Genomic DNA, 19429 nt, shown 5'->3' on the forward strand with positions numbered 1-19429 from the left:
CTTAGAATTTAATCTTCGATATGATCGTATAATCACGCTCGATAAGAGGTGAAACGAAGAAGTTATTCAAACCGTATTGCAAAGTTCCTGGATTTAGAAGATTGACATTAAAACCACGGATCCTCGGCTGGAGAGCATCCTGAGAAAGCCAGAAAGCCATTGCAAAATTCGAATTTTGTAATGTAGAGACAACCGCACCTGTTTGAGCTCCCTGATTGAGAGTGCTCAAGAAGAACTCACCACTCCCTTTCAAAAAGAATTTGTCGACCGTGCTATCATCAAGGATAGCCACCCTTCCACGGATGGTAGATTTAGCCCCCTCAACATGTTCCCAAGTAGCTAACGCATTTTTACCATTCAAAACCGCAGAACCTGCATTACGACCTGTTGCGGAAGAATTCGAATTTAAAACGAGAGAAGTATTATAAGCCAACTGTCCATCTGACAAAGACAAAACTTTCATACGCATTGCGTTATCCGCTATCGTCGAATAGAGAACTAATCCCTGATTCTGATTTGCAGATACATTCCAAGAGTTTGTGACGGTATTCGGATCCACCCGGAAGGCAGGTTTTACTAATGCCCCTGTCGTCAGATTCACACCTGCCCCATTCAAGAAACCGCTATTGGTTCTCCACAAGGTCATAGCGTATGGATTGGTTCCACCCACAGAATAGGCAACGGATCGGATCGAATTTGTATAACCTCCTACATCATTTACGGTGTTAAGACTACCAACATTCGCAGGTGTAGAAAGATTGTAAGCCTGATGATAAGCAACTCCATAAGCATCAAATGTAGCATAACCTGAAAGCAAGGCGTAATTGCCGGTAGCACTCGCCGCAACAACCATCTTCCCTCTGCCAGCTGCGTCCTCTCTATAAGCATAAATGAAAGTTGCAGCTACCGGATTACCAGTCGTTGCATCATAAACTCGAGCTACTGCATCGTGTCTTGTCCATATAGCTATATAATCTAATACTTGAGTTACGTAACTTTGGTTGTATACAACAACCGCTCGACTCGTTCCGATCGCAGCATCTATAAACAACCCGCCTACTTCATATGGTCGAGTGACCACTTTAGAATCAGTACCAATTTTGGTCGGTGTAGCTGTAGTCATATTCCAGAAGTTTACGAAGATATCGTTTCCATTCTCCCACACCAAAATTACTTTACCATTTTCATTCACTTTCGCTACGAACTTGCCATTGGTACCGATATTCATGCTTGCAGAATTCATATCGAATTGAGCAGCTAAAGGTTGCTGGGTTGAAGTGGTATACATTCTTCCCCAGATATCCCCATCTTTTTTCCAAATGACTAAGGTATAATCATTGTAAGTCACAGTTTGTGGATTACTCAAAGGATTAGAGCCGGTATGTTCTCCGACAATATAGTCAGAAGCCCCTGCTTCCAATCGATAGACGAGACTATTGCTAGTAGCAAGGCCGAATAATCCATTCGATAGAAAACCGTCAAAGTCACCTCCGTCCGCCCAAGAACTCCAAAGAGCGACTCCCTGATTATAATTTCCCATCCAATTGATCGCATTGAAATCAGGATAAAATCCCAAACACCCAAGAGGATGTTTGGCTTCCGTTGTACAACTAACGGATGAATTAGCGCGGAACGGTAAATTTTGTGCTGTCGTGTAAGAAGTTGGATTGGTCGTTTCCAAGTTCCACTTTGCAATAAACCCAGTGTCTTGCGTGATCTTGACATCCGCTTGTGTAAGGCCACTCTGCGTAATGACAGTAGTTGTTTTATCAGCCGAGAAGGTGACCGGTTGATCGAGCTGAATCGAAACCCCTCCATCAGTGTCTGGGGTCGTAGAAAAATTAACTACAGAGAATGTCTGAGGATTATTACCGATCTGTAATACATCATTTTTCTCTATCAATCCATATGGCTTCATCACTCGAATCGTCAGTGAGTTATTAGCGCCCACTATTGCATCGGCCAAAGTTCCACGCATCTTTCCTACCTTAGAATAAGCCAAAGGCCAGACCGTTCTACGGTACGCGTTATTTAAGGCAGGTCGGATATATAATTCTACAACGGATGTCTCTACATCCAAAACATCGTGCTGGGTAGGAAGCTTCACGCAAAGTTTCAAAGTCTGAGTTGCATGACTAAAGGTCACACCGCATGATTGGAGCTTGTAAGGATCGGAACTTCCTAAATCCTTTTCGATATGCATCCAATCTGTTCTTTGAGCCCCGAAGCCCATACTGATCTCAAAATCAGCCATCTCGGTCCTTTCAAAGAGAAGAGAAGAAGTTATCCTGTTATATGAGAAATCCGTAAAGTATTGAAGAGGACTAGTTGAAGACGGAACCCCAAAACTTGGATTCAAGTATTGAGTTTTGTCTAACTTGATTGTTAATTCAATCTGTTCACCAAATCCTACTGCTCCCAAGTAAACAGAGTTAGTATTCGGATAATAAGTGTGATCTCCTAAAGATGCGAGATCCCATGCTGTATTCAATTTGAATGGAAGATTGGTGACCAGAGGATTTGTTCCGAAATCACGCAGCTTCGCTCCGTAATCGCGCATGGAGATATATACGATCTCAATCGTATCTCCTGCCCAAATCATTGAATCGATTCCTTTTAGGACGGAAGCCGGTCTTGGACTTGCGGGATCGAAAATAGCAGTCTCTTTATTACTTCCAAATAATACATATTCAGTGAAATTGTAATACTTACCTTTTGAGAATACAACCCAGAAGCCTGCGTTATTTTTCTCTTCTTCAGTCCAAGCGCTAATCGGTTTTTGGATGCAGGCTTTTCTTTTTACACCATCCGATCCGGTATATTCTAAATCTCCAGGCTCACAAGGAACAGTATTCTTGATCCCTCCAATCGACTTGATCGAACTAGCAAAGATCCGGGATGAATTTAATTTTGGTGCAACCTCTTGCATATCAACGGCGACGTTTTCATACGTTATTTCTAATCCAGAACATTCGATTCTTTTTAAAGCATTTCGCAAAGTGATTCCGGGAGATAAATTCGTGGAAACGGAAGTTGTATTGCATAAATCCACATCAGCCACACCTGCATCAAAGGCAGCTACTCTATACATTTCTCTAAAGCCCGGTCCGAAAATTTTCACAAGCGCAGTTCTTGCCTTTGAGTTTTCTTCGACGATCTTTAAGTTATCCCCTGTAAAATTCAAAAGAGAAGAGCGGTAATTCGAATCAGGAACATGTGTCATTTCATAATCTACGATATAGATCTTTGGAGTGTATCCAGATGCAATCGCCTTCTCTACCTCGGCCGTGTTTAGCGTGCTTAACTCGATCACATAGGGTCCAAACTTAGTTCCCCCATACACCGAAACTTCAAAAGGACTAAAATCAGAATTCAAAAGTCTGAAACTTTGAATTGGAATTAGATCTCCTTCTCCCGTTTCAAACATTAGAGAACAAAGAATGTTCTTAATTTTAACCGGCATATTTACTGTTTGGTTTTCAATATATAACGCAGCTCTTACATAACCTGCATTTGGATTTACCTTAGAAGTAGTACTTACTTTCGCAGCTTTATCTCTACGATACTTCATCGCTTTATCGCTAGAAGAATTTGCTTTAACGCTCCAAGCTTCTCTATCTAGATTATTTACAAAAGGTTTATCTGCCCATTTAGTTAATGTCTTCGAAGTGGATGCGGTAACTCCCCAGTTCTTAGAGGAGCTTGTCCCGTAGTTAGCTCCTGTTCCTTGCCATTTAGCGCCCATACTTTCCGAGAATGAACTAGCGGAATTCAATGATATAGAATCAGAGTAAGTATCCTGGAACTGAACGGTCTTTAAGTTCAGTTCGTTCTGATGAATTTTCTCAGAACCTTCATTTCGGGTAGAGGCAAAATCTTGGGATCCGATCTCACTTATAATTTCGTCTGCCTGTTGGCTTGAATTTAATTCGATCGCTATCTTCATCGTTACCGGCGGAGCAATGATAGTGTCGATCATCGGGTAATCGGCCACCCATACGTTAGTCGTCGTTTCATTTGCATTCTGGATCCCATCACCATCGAAATCGTTTAGGATATTTGTTCCTGTGGGATCGATTGCTCCACCTAATGCTTTTACGCTTACCTTAGTTCCCGGAGGAAGGCTGAAAAGATTATCTATAGGAACGATAGGAGGTGTCGGCAAACCAGGAAGGCCGCCTTTATCGCGAATTAATGGAACCTTTTCAGCAACAAGCCAAGTTGCTTTTGTTAAATCTACGTTCCCGTTCCCAAAACCTAGATCACTTAAACAACCTGCAAAGGTAAATGCAACCGAAGCTAATATAAATTTCCTAACAACAATCCTGACGATCAAATCGTACATCGAACGAACCCCCGGCCCTATCACTTAAAGAACCCAATACAAAATACAAAACATCCCGGACAAATTTTTCGACGTGAGTCGACTTTTTTGACTAAGTTCAAATTTCTACTCACAGTTATGCCTGATTCACCTTTAAATCGAAACACAACTCGGACGTTTGGAAGGACGTTTCAAAAAAGTTCCCATTTTTGTCTAATTTTTTGTGTGAAACTTAAAAAAATTTTTGGAAATGTAGAGAATATAAACAGTTATCGCGATGAAACGAAGCTAACAGAAAAAATTTTGGGAACTCTTTCTCTCAAATGGGGTAACGCGTTTTCTTAAACGTGTATCCCATAACGGATACTTTACAGTATCCTAATATGGGATATTTTTACGGAAGATTTTTCACCAAAAGAAGGAACTTGCAATTTTTATAATATATAAATTCAATATTTTAGAAATTAATTATTTATAAAATGACCGATGTAATCTCGGTTAGCAGGGAAATCAAAGTATACATACCTTTGTTTCTTTATTTAAATCTGCAATGGCCCATACATTGCGAAGGATATTCCTCCCTTTTATTACTATAAAAAGCTTGTACTAAAAAGCCTTTTCATATAATCTTTCCCAATGACTCGGTCCTCTCTTAGAACTGACAGGGCTTTTCTTGTCGGGATCACTGGGATGATCGGTGGAGGTAAATCCACCGCGGCTCGGATCTTAGAAGAGTTGGGCGGAGTAAGGATCAGCGCTGACGAAATTGCCCGTAAATATACGGACCCAGACAGCCCGATCTCTAAGGAACTGATAGATTCCTTGGGTCCAGAAATTCTGGATGAGTCTGATAAAATAGATCGAAAAAGGATCGCAAAGTTAGTGTTCGGTAATCCCGAAAAACTAAAGATCCTAAACTCTTTAACACATCCGAGGATACGTAAGGAGTTTTTGGAAGTTCTGGGCAGCTTGAAAGAAGCGAGCCTGGTGCTGTGGGAAGTCCCACTTCTATTCGAAACGGACTCTTATACACTTTGTGATACTACAGTCTGTGTGATCTCAGACCCTGAAGTTTCCTTAGAAAGGACAGTAAAAAGGGACGGGATTAGCAGAGAAGAAGCGGAAGCCAGGGCAAAAAGCCAGCTTTCACTTCAGGAAAAAGCGAAGAAGGCCGACTATTCCATTAAGAACACAGGGGATTTGCAGGACCTTCGTAAAGAATGCGAATATTTGTACGCTGAGTTAAAAGGAAGAATGAAATGAAGGAAAAAATTTTCTACGTCATCAATCTGGACAATAAAAGGATCTCCCTACTCTCTCTATTTTTAGTGGGACTTCTTTTTTCATTCTTCTTCTTAGGAGTTTCCGTAGGTAGAAAGAGAGGCCAAGTGCAAGACGACCTGGCTCTGAACTCCAATAGAGATAATATACAATCCTTATCTTCTTCCGCTGTGAACCAAGCGATAGAAGAATCATCAGCTACTTCTAATATTAAAAAAGAAGAAGAAGTTAAATTCAGAAATCTTCCTCCTGGTGCAGAAGTTGTGGATCTAAGATCCGATATTTCTCCTGCAAAAAAAGAAGAACCATCTAAGATTGAAGTAGAAGCTCCATCTTCTTCTCATCCTGAAAAAAAATTAGTTCGGAAAGAAAAGGAATCTAAAAAATCCGTTCATACTTCTCCTCGTAAGGCGGCGGTACACAAGGCCGATAATGATTTTTTCGTTCAAGTAGCGGCGTTTAAGACCAAAGAAAAGGCAGATGAACTCAAGTCGTCTTTAGGTGGGAAGTCCTACGTGAAAAAAACTAAAAATGGCTATTTTACTGTCCGCATGGGAAATTTTCCGTCCAAAGATGACGCTGAAAAATCTATGAAAAAACTTCCAGGTAACTTGAAAGAAAACGCTTTGGTCTCTAAGGAATAATTTTTTTAGATATTCCTCTAGTTGAACTTCTGCATTTTTTCAATTGACCTAGGAACCGTGAAACCCCAAGTTCGTTGTTAACAGAAATGGATCTGAAAGAACTCGAACCAGTTCGTCTTGCCGTTGTCAGATCCACAATCGAAAGATTGCGTCATACATATTCGGATCTTTTAACATCGATTAAGGGATACGATGGGATTCCCTCCTTTTTCGAAAACAATCTCTATGCTCCTACCAATAAGGAAGAAAGAGACAATGCACTCGAAAGTTTATACGAAAAATTAAAAACGGTCGCGGGTAAGTCCATGACCGATAATATCCATCAGATTATTCTACTAAACAAACTCACTGACTCTTTGGATTTTGATACTGCAAAAGTAGTGATCGAAAACAATCTGATGGAGAATGGAGAAATTCCTCAAGAAAGCCTTTATGCAGCTTTGGGTGCGACCGGCAGATTCGATGATAGAAGAGCTCAGATCAGCATGGTGGGAGACACTCTAAAGTTCTTCTTCTCCCTTTCCAAACTTCCTATGGTAAAACTCATTATGGCGCCGATCAAAGTTGCGGCATCTATGGTAGGGGCGACTTCTTTAGTGGATACTATGGAAGCAGGTTATAATCTTTCTTCAAAGATCAAAGATTTACAACCATTCATTGATTCATTTATAGATAGAGAAAACAGACTTTTAGGCAAACTGATCAACGGCGAAAAACACGAGCCTATCCAATTTTAATTTTTCCAAAGAACTCCTTTTTGGATTCCCTCTTGCCTTTTTTTAGATTTCCTAAATCCTTTGCTCCGGCCGAATTTTTGGCCTTGGGGCAAACTCATGTTTATAGGACATTATAGCGTTTCTTTCGCTTCTAAAAAAGCGGAACCTAAAACTCCTCTTTGGGCGAGTTTTGTGGGAGTTCAGTTCGTAGATATTCTGTTTATGATCTTTATCTTATTCGGGATCGAAGGTGTCAGATTCGTTCCGGGATTTACCGAAGTAAATAATTTTGATCTTTATTATATGCCAATCACTCATAGTTTAGTGGGTGGGATCGGCTGGTCGATCTTATGTTTTCTGATATTTAAATTCGTTTTTTTAAGATCCAAACCATATTCAGATTCTTTAAAGAACAAAATTTCAGGACTCATTGGTTTGACTGTTCTTTCTCATTATTTCCTGGATCTTCCTATGCATACGCAGGATTTACCGATTCTATTTGATTCAGGTCCTAAAATAGGATTCGGCCTCTGGCATAATAGAACTCTTTCAATAGCAACAGAAGTAACTCTTACTCTAATCGGTTTGATCTTATATTTTAGAGCGACTAAACCTGGTCCTACATTCGGTGGTAAATATGGAATGCAGATCTTTGGTGGAATACTTTTGGTTTTAGCGATTGCTACCCCATTCTTCCCTCCTCCAGTTAGTATTCCAGAATTGGGAATCCAAGGACTAGTAGGTTATGCGGTGCTTGCTTGGGTGGCAGGCTGGTTAGACGGCAAAAGATTACCAGCTTAAGTCCAGATCTCATTAGGTAAATTTTTAAACTGTGCAAAATAAAACTCATTCATTCTTAGGAGCATTCGGTCTTTGCTTTTTAGTGATAGTTACGGGTCTTGGAATTGGGATCGCGTTTGCGATCCTTCAATCCGTAACAAAATTGAATTTAGATGCAAAAGTTATCACTGCAATAGGGAACTCTCTTTCATTTGGATTCGCAATTTGGATCGGACTTAAAATTTCCGGAAAAGAATATTCTGAAGTTTTAAGATTCCGGTCTCCAAAAGTTTTAGAGAGTCTCAGTTTTGCAATCACTGCGATTGGGTTCTCGTTTCTTCTTTCTGAAGTGGATAATTTGTTTTCTATGTTAGTCCCTAAGCCGGACTTTATCATAAACTTATTCCAAGGACTGTTCGATGGGGAGAATATATTTTTATCTGCGATCTTACTTTCAGTTGTAGCTCCACTCACAGAAGAACTTATGTTCAGAGGAGTGATCTTAGATAGATTTTTAAAACACTTTTCTGTATCTTCTTCTTTTCTTCTCTCTTCTTTCTTATTCGGGCTAATACATTTAAATCCATGGCAATTTATAGGATCCAGTATTCTTGGGATCTATATGGCTTGGGTGGTTTATAAAACAGATTCGATCTGGAATTCAATTATAGTCCATGCAGTCTTTAATGGGATCCCGCTTATCGTTCTGCACGGGCTGCAACTCGAGATCCCAGGTTTTTCGGCACCGATTGCTGGAAAAATTCAGGTTCTTCAACCTGTTTGGCTAGACCTTTTGGGCTTACTGATTACGTGTTTTGGACTATCTTTAACATTCTTTTTATTTAGAAGTCGTAACGAAAAAACCGCATAAGCTAACAATCCGAAGACTCATTTTTCCTATTCGGATTACAACTGTGTAGTTTTTTCGTTTTTAGAAGTCGAAGAGTATTGGCCGAACCATCTCGGCCATTCGTATATTCGGGTCACTCCGTTAGAATTAGAAAGGCAAACAAACAATGGTGGAAAACTCCGTCCAAACTACAAATTTTTCAGAAAAGGGAGCGATTAGCATCAATAGGATCCGAATCGGATTTTCTATAGTGATGCTTTTTGTAAACGTTCTGGCTTTATTCTCTCAAGGCTCCAGTTCTCAAACAAGTACACTCATAAACTTCTTAATAGAACTCACTATTTTCGGTTACGGAATCGCTCAGATCTTTTTACTCAAAAAAGGAAAACTCAAGAGCTCTTTTGTTACTCTCTGTGTATTCTTAGATATTTTAATGTATTCACTCATTTTCATCACAGTGACCATTTTTGCTGCGAATGCGGAAGCAATGGTCGGAACATTGAAGATGCCATTCTTCATCATGTTATACTTTTTTGTGATGATCTATTCTGGACTTCTTCTTTCCCCTAAAACCACTTTGATGGTCGGGTATCTAGCATTGATCGGAACATTCTCCATGGATTATTTTGCATGGTTGAATGGAGTGGAATTCAAATATAATACGGATAAGGCCACGGAGATCTCCGTATTTTTCGAGATCATACGATTCGTATTTTTCGTTTTAGGAATTCATATCCTAACTTCCGTAGTAAAATTTTTAGTTTCGGTTTCAGATGTGGCGATCAAGTCAACTGTCGAAGCAGAAGCTAAAAGTGAAGAAGCGGAGAAGGCCAAAAATAGAATTACTAGCGAAGCTTCTACACTTAACAAAAATACTTCAGAAATGAAAACTGAGATGGATACTCTGAACTCTGAGATCCAAAGCCAGGTTTCCAGTATGGAACAGATCAGTGCTTCCTTGGAAGAATTAGCAGCATCCACAGACAGTGCGGCGGAATTCGTAAAAGCTCAGTTTGGTAAGATAGAAGAATTAAACAAAGAGAGTGATACCTTAAATTCAATTTTAAAAGAAGTAAGAATTTCCACTGACTCTCTCTCCAAAACAACAGAAGAATCTAAGGTTTATAGCAAAGATGTTTCTGGAGCAATGGAAGTATTAGGAAATAATTTCGGAGAAGTAAGTAAATCCTTCCAGAAAGTCCAAGATGTAAACGATATCATGAGAGAGATCGCGGACAGAACCAACTTACTTGCATTAAACGCTTCTATCGAGGCAGCAAGAGCCGGGGAACACGGAAAAGGATTCGCAGTAGTGGCACAAGAAGTTGCGAAACTTGCTGATAGCGCTTCCGAAAACGCAGCCACAATCTCCAAAATTATTGGAGAAGCAGCAAAACTGATCACAAACGGAAACACTGCAGCAGAAGAAACAAAACGAAAAGTTTCGGTGCAAGAATCCGGATTTACTTCGGTAGTAGATAACCTGAACCAATTGAGATCTAGGGTAGAAAACCAAGGAAAAATCCATGAGTCCTTCTTAAAATCTTTCCGAGAATTATTTGATCTATCCAGACAGATTGAATCCATCGCGAGCGAGCAGAAGAACGGAACTAAAGAAGTGGTCCAAGCTCTTTCTTCTATTGAACAATCTTCGAATATAATTTCGGAAGGTTCTAATAGAATGAGAGCCAGCTTAGAGGAACTTTCGGAGCAATCTAAAAGGCTGGTAGTTCAGTAAGGTTGCCAGCGGTTTTTTAGAAGTTCAATATTCTTGACTTCCCGACATCCGTTGAAAAACTGACTTTCGTAACCCGTCGCGAGTGTGGTGAAATTGGTAGACACGCCAGATTTAGGTTCTGGTGCAGTAATGTGTGGGGGTTCGAGTCCCTCCACTCGCAAAAGCTTTCCTCTTCAAAACAATCAAACATTCTAGTTAAACAAGTCTTAGGGACTCGAAGCTTTTGAGCGAAAGAGTTTGCAGCGACCCATAGGGAGCGTAAGCAAACTCGTCCCGAGCCACGGATGGCGAAGGGCGCGAAAAAGACGCCGTGGAGCCAACTTTGCCAGGAAGGCAAAGTGCGTAACGGCGAGTCCCCTCATGTTGGAATTCCTACAAAAGATTCCAGTAAATCTGTTTGCCAAAAATCCAAAACTGTGATACGAGGTTTTCGCTAAAACACGAAACCACCGCACCGGCCCCCGCCCAGGAAGGGTGGGGATTCCTTATTTGCAAAACGGAACAGGGAATCCATATTAAACATTATAAATCATTAATACTATTGAACTAAATTTCAAAGATCCATTCTTCACCCACAAACCGCGAAGGATCGAGCCGGGGTCAAAAAATCGTGGATACGATTTTTTGACCGGAGGTGAGAGCCTGGCCCGAAGGGCGCGGCCTAGTCCTTCTGAAAGCTTTGAAACAAAGGTAAAATCGCCTCTGCTAAGGCAAGGTCGGACTTTTCTGTAATCTTGAGATTGTATGGATTAGATTCTACCAGTTTGGAACTTATCCCATGACTTTGAGCCCAGGTGCATAGGTCCGTCGGTTCGATAGTAGACGGTTTTTCCATGATCTTTTTCAGGATGTCTCCACGAATTCCTTGTGGAGTTTTCATAAACCAGATCTTCTCTCTGTTTAAAAACTTGATACTGTCTTTCTCTTCTTCTAAAACTGTTTCATGATTTTTAGAAGCAAGTGTGGCCACTCCAAATTCTTCTGTTGCACTGGATAATCTGTCCAGATCGTCCGGAGAAACGAAAGGTCTCGCAGCATCGTGGATTAAAATGATATCATTTGCAGAAAATTGAATACTTGATATCCCAGCTAATGTGGATCCGTGTCGAGTGTCTCCACCTTCTACAATTCTATCTCTTTCTCTAAGTAAGGAAGAACAAAGTGTTTCGGAGTCTATAATATAATCTTTGTGAGATACGAGGATTATACTTTTGGTTTTTCCCCAGTCTATAAAAGTTTCCAGACTATGGAGTAAGATTGATTTTCCGTTTAATTCTAAAAATTGTTTCGGAATATCTGACTTCATTCGGGAGCCTGTTCCTCCCGAAAGAAGTAGTAAATAAATATTACCCGAGGGAAACCAGGAGTTCATTTTCTAGGATTTGTTCCAGAGTTTGTCTTTGTCTTACAAGTTTGGTTGTTCCGTCTGTATCGATCAATACTTCAGATGTTTCCGGATAAGAATTATAGTTCTTTGTAGACATAGAAGAACAGTAAGCTCCTGCTCCTTCCATCACAACCAAGTCTCCGATCTCAGGAGTATGCGTGGTCCTAAGTTGAGGGCCACCTCCTTCTTCCTGAGTGATCAAGTCTCCACTTTCGCAACAATGTCCTACGTATACAAAGTCACCTGTCTTTTGGTCGGAGTTTTCCTTTTGGGGAATGACTATTAATGGATGTTTTGCAGCGTATAGAGCAGGTCTTGTATTCACATCCATTCCCATATCCAGTTTTACGAAAGTATACCCACCATCTCCAGTATAGACAATATCATCTACCTGAGTGAGGATTGCTCCGTTATTCACCATTAAGAAGGAGCCAGGTTCTATTTCCATTTTGAGTTGGATGCCCTTTTCTTTGGCATAATTTTCAAAGAGCTCTTTGACTGGTTTTCCAATACTTTGAGGATCGGTTGTTTTTTCACCGATCATTCTTCCTACCTTGAAACCTCCGCCCAAATTCACAGTCCTACAATCAGGGAATTGCGCTGCGATCTCTAAGGTATAATGTGCAACTGCCTTCCAAACTTCCGGATCGGAACCTGAACCTATATGAGTATGAACTCGAACCAGTTTAAGTCCGTATTTAGAAACGATCTCTTTTACTTTTCCGATCTCTTCATGCCAGATACCGAAGGAGGATGTTTTACCTCCTACATCTGTCTTCTTTGTAGCTCCGGAACCTAAACCTGGATTAAAACGAACGCTTACTTCTTTTCCTGGGAAGTTTTTTCCAAATTCTTCCAGCTGCCTGAGAGAACATGCGTTGAACTGAACTCCTTGTGGGATCAAATCCTTTAAGGATTTTGCCAATTGTTGGGAAGTTAGTAGAATATCAGAAGGTTTGAATCCTGCGAGTATCGCACGCTTCACTTCGTGTTCAGAGGATGCATCTATATGTATGCCCTTCTTCTTTAATATTTCCAGAACTGTTCTGCCTGGATTTGCTTTCATTGCAAATCGAACAGTAAGGCCGAAAGCGTTAGGAAAGGCAAGTGCGTCATCGCAACTTTTTTCAATTCCTTTGCGAGAGTACACAAAAAGTGGGGTCCCGAAATTTGTTGCGATTTTTCTAGCTTCTTCGGGGGTCAAAAATTTAAGATTTTCTATTGATTGCATAGGGTTAGAGGGTTTTCTAGATAGTTCTAGGCCATCTTTTAGAGCGGTCCGGGTTTTTTCAAAGGCAAAATTCCGATATGGCAGGCAAAATCACTCATCTCGAAGCTCTTTCCCAAGTCTGCAAACATCTGGATCACGGAACTGCAGAACAAAGAAAGATCGCAAAACTTTTAAGAGAAGAAGGTACTCGTAAGTTTGCCAATATTGGCGCGATCGCTCCCGATATTTTTTATTTTTATCATGTTCTTTCTCCTGTTCGGACCAAAAAGGCACTTCCTTGGGGAGACCTAAGTCATCACGAAAACGTTTTGGAACTAATCCTGAACTTTTTGGACGGGGTCCTTACTGTTGAAGAAGGAATTTATAGAGATCGTTTCTTAGCATTCACTTTAGGTTATATCATCCACTGCGCTGTGGATATCATCACTCATCCTTATATCTTTTTTATTTCCGGAGATTATTATAACGCTGATAAAGAGATCAGCTCCAAGGCTCAATACAATCATATGAGAGTAGAGTTCGCTTTGGACTCTTGGCTTCTAGATTTCAGATGGGGAATGACTCCTAAAGCATATGATTTTGTACAACATGTGGATGTGATCTTCAAAGGGAAAGATGGGCAGAAAAAAATGGACCCTATGCTTTGGAACTTTTGGTTAAAAAGTTTAAAGGCAACCTTCCCGAAAGAGTTTAAAGAGAAATATATTGGCTCCGAAGAAAAGATCATCCCCGGAGATATTCTAAACGAATCTTTCCTAGGTTATTTGTATTTCCATAGATACTTGGATTCCAGAAGTAAAATAGTAAGAGCAGCACTTAGCTTTTTAGATAAGATCACTTTGCATAAAGTTAATTCTTCCGTTCTAATGCTTCCACTAAAGGAACATATAGATAAAAGGATCATGAACGAAGAAAAAAGAGAATGGTCTTATCCTGCGGACCCAAATTTAATTCGTAATGATTCTTTCGTAGAACTTATCAACAGAGCTTGTGAAGCCGCAAAAGATGCAGTTACAAATGCTTGGGGTTATGTTCACGACAAAACTTCTCGTTCTTCCATGATCAAAGAATACCAAGGGTATAATCTAGATACCGGACTTAGGTTCCACGGCATAGATAAGATGCGTCAATTTTCGCCTTTATAAGAAATCAGAAATAAAACCAAATGAAACACGAACCCGTAGATTTTTTCACAAGATATTTCGTAGTACTTTTTAGAGACAGGGTCCAATCCCGTTTGGATTCTTCTGATCCTGTTCGTAAACTTTTGTATCTTGTTTTGGGACTTATCTTTCTAAACGGATTTCTATTCGTATTCTCTATCAAAGATATTTGGCAGGTCCCTAAGGCGGATCGTTATGAAAAACCTTCTCTACTTTTCGGGCTCAATACAGAAGGTAAATACGAACCTATTGCAGAGTTTTATAGATTTTCCAGAGTAGTAATCACTGACGAAGATCTTCCTGGCGGCTGGGATGATAATAAGGTCATTCGTTGTTTTGTTTCTACTGAAGATAATAATTTCAGATCTCATAAAGGTTTAGATCTTCGAGGGATTTTCAGAGCTACTATGGTAAACCTTCTTGCAGGAAAAGTAAAAGAAGGTGCCTCTACAATCACTCAACAGGTTGCGAGATTAAAATTTTTAAATACAGAGAGATCTTTTTTGCGTAAAGCAAGAGAGGCTTGGCTCGCATTACTCTTAGAATTAGTATTCGATAAGAAAACTTTAATCGGGATCTATTTAAATGAGATCCCACTCGGCCACGGAACAATTGGCGTAGGCGCTGCTGCAAAATTCTATTTCAGAAAAGATATCAAAGACCTAAGCTGGGGAGAAGCTGCACTTCTCGCAAGTTTGACCACAAGACCCAAAGAATTTTCTCCTTTGGTAAATCCGAATACATCTGCTTCTAAGGTAAGAGTTGTATTCAAAAAGCTGGTTGAGAACGGGATCCTGGATGTGGAAACCGCTGAAAGAGAGTTTGAAGCATTCTCGGAATATTATATAACCTTAAATCGTTCTCCTAACGATTCTGCATTCTCCGATCGTCTTAACAAATTCCCTTATTTTACGGAATATGTGCGTAAGAATCTGGCCCGTTATATACCTTCTCAACAGATCTATGAGGGCGGTTTAAAGATCTATACCACCCTAAATATACAGCACCAAGCCCAGGCAGAAAAGGCGCTTGTCGCAGGCCTAAAACAACAGACCCAATTATCCAACCAAAGGGCTTTCACCAAAATTGATTCTTTCGAAGATTCCTACGGCTCTACCTATAAACTTTTAGCTGAACTTCACGATCTTCCTGAATTCAAATTTAAGATCTCTCGTTCTTACAGAACATTTAATAGAGCCTGGCAGGAAGAATTCAGAGATGATTTATCTGTTTTAAATTTGATCTCGGGCACTGAGATGTTGGGAGAAGCAATCGACTGGAATTATAGAACCCAAGCAACAGAAGACCATCTACTTCCTGTAGAAGGAGCGTTAATTTCCATTCGTCCAGACACAGGCCATATCACCGCAATGGTAGGAGGTTCTGGATTTAGATCTGATAACCAACAGATCCGTGCATTCCAAGCATATAGACAACCAGGCTCTGCATTCAAACCATTAGTATATGCATCTGCGATGGAATTTTATCATGAACATCCGGATGATAAGAAAAATGTCACAGCTGCTTCTCTATTTGATGATTCTCCGCTTCAATATGTTTTGGAAGACGGAGATGAATGGAACCCAAGCAATTATTCAGGAGAATATTCCGGATTCATCCGTTTGAGAGAAGCACTCGAACTTTCCAGAAATAGTGTTGCTGTTCGATTATTAGAACATACAGGTTTAAATAATCTTCTACCAAGACTCGAAAAACTTTTACAAGTAGAGAATAGAAATCTTCCAAGAGATTTTTCCATTGCACTCGGAAGTTTTGAAGTTTCTCCTTATGAACTCGCAAGATCTTATGCAGTATTTGCTTCCGGAGGAAAACAAGTATTCCCTCTCAGCGTTTTATATGTAGAAGACGAACAAGGAAATCTAATCAAAGATTTCAGAAAAGAATTCGAATCCAAAGAAAGAAAAAGATTACTCTCGCCTGAAACTAGTTACGTCATCACTTCTATGATGGAAGACGTGATCAAAAAAGGAACAGGAACCGGAGCCAGATCTCATGGACTCACTCGTCCTGCCGCAGGAAAAACTGGAACCACAAATAATTTTAGAGATGCATGGTTCGCAGGTTACACTCCTGAACTTGTAGCGGTCGTTTGGGTGGGATATGATACAGGAACACTTTCACTCGGTCGCGGAATGTCGGGTGCCGTTGTAGCCGCTCCAATCTGGGGAAGATTTATGGCAAACGCACTTGTTAAAGAAAAATCTAAATCATTCGATTTCGGAGACGCAAAAATTGTGCGCAGGACCATCTGTTCTATCTCCGGAAAACTTCCAGGGTCTCATTGCTACCAAACAGAAGAAGAAGTATTCGACAAAGACACAGTTCCGAAAGAAGTCTGCGAAGACCATAGAGGAATGAGTGAACCGGATCCAACTCCGACCCACACCACAGACCCGGGAACGACCAAAAAGAAAAAACCGAATCTCTTTGAAGGTGACGAGGACGTAATCCGGTAAGTTCTAATACAAAAAGAGTTGTCGATTTCAGAACCGCCCACCAAATAGATGAATCAGCAGTCAGGAGTAACAGATGGCCATCGGTAAGGATAATAATAACAGCGTAATCGGCCCAGGTTCCATATTTGAGGGCAAATTCTATATCGCTGGTTCCCTACGTATCGACGGAAAATTCGAAGGGGAAATTAAAACCGACGACGCATTATTTATTGGAGAAACCGGTAAGGTTCGAACAAACATTTCTGCAAGAGAAGTGATCGTAGCAGGAACCTTGATCGGAAATATTAAGGCGGAATCAGAAGTCCGCTTGGAAGAAACTGGACGTCTCTTAGGGGATATTATCGCTCCCGCTCTTTCCCTGGCAAAAGGTGTGGTAGCGAAAGGAAATATCACCGTAACCGGAGGCCAAAAGAAAGACGTTAAAAAGATCGTAGAAGAATCTTTTGGCGGCACAAGGACCCTGGACAACGGAAAGGAAGAATAACTCTTAAACCCCGAGTTCTTTTTCCCACCCCTTAGATTTGTTCAAATCAAAAACTCGGGTGGTTCTCCGCCCGATCGACCGATACTGATAGTATGATCTTCAAGAAGCCCAGGCAATTGACCGCAGGAAAGGAAATCCTCCGGACAGATAATTTCACCCTGATCTACCTGGGCGCTTTCCATTTCCATTATTCCTTTTATTTCAGAGGAAACCTATACCACGGGAACCTGGATTTCAGAAGACGCAAGTTCCGTGTTATCCCTCTTGTAGCATCAGTCATTTTTATGGTACTATTCTTAGGAATTTGGATGAGCCCATCTAACGCTTCTATGGAATCTGCATCTACAGAAGTGACGGAAAACGATTCAGAAGATCTAAAAGCCAAAAAAGGTGACGAAAAATTCTTAGAAGAATCGGAAAAAGCAAAACTCACCATCTTGATGGCAAATGAGATCAAAAGTGCTTCTGACAAAAAGAAACAACTTAAAGTTGTTACCTACAAAGTTAAAAGAAACGAAACACTTTCAGAGATCGCAACTCGCTATAAGGTCTCCATGGAATCTATCGCAGGTTCCTCTAATATCAATTTAGAAGATACTTTATATCCGGGACAAATATTACAGATCCCGAATAAACAAGGTCTATTATATAAATTCAAAGCGGGAGATACTGTTGCTAAGGTAGCTTCTCTTTACAAAGTAAACCTGGATGAAATTTTAGAAGAGAATAAACTGGATGATCTGGACATTCTTCGTCCTGGCCAAAAAGTTTTTCTTCCAGGAGCTGTGATCCCGGATCCTGCACCTAAATGGGTGGTGCCTGTTACTTCTCATGTGGTCACATCCAATTATGGATGGAGAACCTTCCCTCAACATAAATTCCATGAAGCACTGGACTTGAAGGCAAACTACGAAGCAGTCATGGCTGCACGTAACGGTAAGGTTGTTTTCTCCGGATGGATGGGCGGTTACGGAAACGCAATCGTGATCGAACATAACGACGACTTCAAAACATTGTACGCTCACAATTCCAGACTGAATGTAAAACGTGGGGATTATGTGGTCGCAGGGAAAAAGATCGCAACCTCAGGATGTACTGGTTACTGCTTCGGACCTCACTTACATTTCGAAGTTATTCAAAAAGGGAAATCAGTAAACCCTGGAAAATATCTAAAAGGCCTCAGCTACAAAAGGGGCTCTAAACCGAACCATTAAGATTATGATGTTTCGATCTTTCCTTTTTACTCTTAGTTTTGTTCTTATATCAGGCTGCGGCCCTTCTGTTTCCGAACATCTGGAAAAAAGGACCAATTCCCAATATTCTTCCACTTATGGAATCGAAGTATTTTTTAATACTTCCAGAGCAGTTAATCCAGGAACACAAGTCGCCTGTTCTAATTCTTATTTTCTGAATTTCGGGAATATGGGAACACAATCCGGTTCCTGTTTGATAAATGTTCCTGCAGACAGAGAGATTGGCTCACTCCCCTTTGGCCTGGGAAATAAAGAGAAATCATTTCAATTTTTAGAACATAGAGTTGCTATCCAAGGGAAAACCAAAGAAGAACAAGAAAAACTTTGGTGGAAAAGAATAGAAGAAGATCCTTTCGAAGAAGTGATCGTATTTGTTCACGGATTTAATGTTAACTTCGAAGAAGCTATTTTAAGAGCGGCTCAACTTAAATATGATCTGAAATTTCCTGGTAAGGTAGCTCTGTATACTTGGCCAGCAGGAGGAGATGGTTCTATGCTTGGGACCTTCTTCCTGAAAAACACTTACGAAAAAAACTTAATCTCTGCAAGAAGCAGTAGAGATTCATTCAAATATTTCCTGAAAAGAATGGCCGCGACCAATAAGAAGATCCATTTGTTGGTACATTCTATGGGTCATCAAGTGGTCCTAAATTCAGTTTCAGAACTTTCTAAAGAATGGGGAGACAAACCTTTTCTAAAGGAATTGGTATTGAATGCTCCAGATTATGATACAGGTGAGTTCATACTCATCTTAGATAGTTTGCTAAAATCTTCGGAAAGGATCACATTATACTGTTCTCCCGGAGACTCTGCATTATTTGCTTCTGCCCAAATCCACCAGACAGGAAGATTAGGCGCCTGTTCCAAATTTCCTGGTGTGGATGTGGTAAATGTAAACCCGATCGACGCCTCCTTATTGTCATTGGGTCACGGATATTATTCTTCTCGCCCAATCCTGACCGATCTATACCAACTGTTTTTGGGCTTAGGGGCGGAGAAGAGACTGTTCATCCGTAAGTCCTACGGAAACGAAAACTACATTCTCCGAAATTAAATCCTTCTAAACCCAGAATCGATCCACCTGTCCCAGGGACGGGGAAT

Annotated in this window: 14 protein-coding genes and 1 tRNA gene; 12 read left to right on the forward strand and 3 right to left on the reverse strand. The window is 40.5% G+C overall.

The genetic code is table 11. The features are described 5' to 3' along the window. Nucleotide 1 precedes the first annotated feature (1 nt). On the reverse strand, nucleotides 2–4345 hold the full coding sequence (locus CH362_RS15940) for an LIC12048 family lipoprotein (protein WP_100711320.1): 4344 nt from the start codon (nucleotides 4343–4345) through the stop codon (nucleotides 2–4). A gap of 615 nt (nucleotides 4346–4960) precedes the next feature. Between CH362_RS15940 and coaE the strand changes: the two genes are divergently transcribed. From coaE to CH362_RS15975, 7 genes are all read left to right on the forward strand, one after another. Continuing rightward, nucleotides 4961–5587 (forward strand): dephospho-CoA kinase, encoded by a 627-nt coding sequence (gene coaE / locus CH362_RS15945; protein ID WP_100711321.1) that lies wholly within the window; start codon nucleotides 4961–4963, stop codon nucleotides 5585–5587. Then, on the forward strand, nucleotides 5584–6249 hold the full coding sequence (locus CH362_RS15950) for an SPOR domain-containing protein (protein ID WP_100711322.1): 666 nt from the start codon (nucleotides 5584–5586) through the stop codon (nucleotides 6247–6249). Before coaE ends, CH362_RS15950 begins: the two co-directional genes overlap by 4 nt. A gap of 86 nt (nucleotides 6250–6335) precedes the next feature. Next, nucleotides 6336–6986 carry an FFLEELY motif protein gene (locus CH362_RS15955; RefSeq protein ID WP_100711402.1) on the forward strand — a complete coding sequence of 217 codons (651 nt, stop codon included), beginning with the start codon at nucleotides 6336–6338 and terminating at the stop codon, nucleotides 6984–6986. 96 nt (nucleotides 6987–7082) lie between these two features. Further along, a complete protein-coding gene (locus tag CH362_RS15960) occupies nucleotides 7083–7766 on the forward strand; it encodes a hypothetical protein (RefSeq protein ID WP_100711323.1) in 684 nt (227 codons plus the stop codon). Between the two features lie 31 nt (nucleotides 7767–7797). Continuing rightward, on the forward strand, nucleotides 7798–8616 hold the full coding sequence (locus CH362_RS15965) for a CPBP family intramembrane glutamic endopeptidase (RefSeq protein WP_100711324.1): 819 nt from the start codon (nucleotides 7798–7800) through the stop codon (nucleotides 8614–8616). A gap of 145 nt (nucleotides 8617–8761) precedes the next feature. After that, nucleotides 8762–10333: a methyl-accepting chemotaxis protein gene (locus CH362_RS15970; RefSeq protein ID WP_100711325.1), complete on the forward strand. Its 1572-nt coding sequence runs from the start codon at nucleotides 8762–8764 to the stop codon at nucleotides 10331–10333. A 78-nt stretch (nucleotides 10334–10411) separates the two neighbouring features. Continuing rightward, nucleotides 10412–10493 (forward strand) — tRNA-Leu (locus CH362_RS15975). A 501-nt stretch (nucleotides 10494–10994) separates the two neighbouring features. On the opposite strand, the gene CH362_RS15980 is transcribed toward CH362_RS15975, so the two are convergent. Beyond that, nucleotides 10995–11705, reverse strand: coding sequence for an IspD/TarI family cytidylyltransferase (locus tag CH362_RS15980; RefSeq protein ID WP_100711326.1), 711 nt, complete (start codon nucleotides 11703–11705; stop codon nucleotides 10995–10997). Continuing rightward, the gene (locus CH362_RS15985) at nucleotides 11680–12951 is read right to left on the reverse strand and encodes a diaminopimelate decarboxylase (protein ID WP_100711327.1); all 1272 of its coding nucleotides are present in this window, start codon (nucleotides 12949–12951) and stop codon (nucleotides 11680–11682) included. The genes CH362_RS15980 and CH362_RS15985 overlap by 26 nt, the downstream gene beginning before the upstream one ends. A gap of 77 nt (nucleotides 12952–13028) precedes the next feature. Here CH362_RS15985 and CH362_RS15990 point away from each other — a divergent pair, with 77 nt between their 5' ends. The 5 genes from CH362_RS15990 to CH362_RS16010 all read left to right on the forward strand — a co-directional run bounded on the left by CH362_RS15990 (nucleotide 13029) and on the right by CH362_RS16010 (nucleotide 19382). Then, entirely contained in the window at nucleotides 13029–14096 is a 1068-nt protein-coding gene (locus CH362_RS15990) for a zinc dependent phospholipase C family protein (RefSeq protein WP_100711328.1), read from the forward strand. Nucleotides 14097–14116: 20 nt separating this feature from the next. After that, nucleotides 14117–16591, forward strand: a complete 2475-nt coding sequence (locus CH362_RS15995) for a penicillin-binding protein 1A (RefSeq protein ID WP_100711329.1) — start codon at nucleotides 14117–14119, stop codon at nucleotides 16589–16591. Nucleotides 16592–16664: 73 nt separating this feature from the next. Continuing rightward, nucleotides 16665–17075 carry a bactofilin family protein gene (locus CH362_RS16000; protein WP_086446969.1) on the forward strand — a complete coding sequence of 137 codons (411 nt, stop codon included), beginning with the start codon at nucleotides 16665–16667 and terminating at the stop codon, nucleotides 17073–17075. 92 nt (nucleotides 17076–17167) lie between these two features. Next, a complete protein-coding gene (locus CH362_RS16005; RefSeq protein ID WP_100711330.1) occupies nucleotides 17168–18289 on the forward strand; it encodes a peptidoglycan DD-metalloendopeptidase family protein in 1122 nt (373 codons plus the stop codon). Nucleotides 18290–18296: 7 nt separating this feature from the next. Continuing rightward, nucleotides 18297–19382 (forward strand): alpha/beta hydrolase, encoded by a 1086-nt coding sequence (locus CH362_RS16010; protein ID WP_100711331.1) that lies wholly within the window; start codon nucleotides 18297–18299, stop codon nucleotides 19380–19382. The last annotated feature ends 47 nt before the right edge of the window (nucleotides 19383–19429 follow it).

Source organism: Leptospira saintgironsiae (assembly GCF_002811765.1).
In the GTDB taxonomy this organism is placed as follows: Bacteria; Spirochaetota; Leptospiria; order Leptospirales; family Leptospiraceae; genus Leptospira_B; species Leptospira_B saintgironsiae.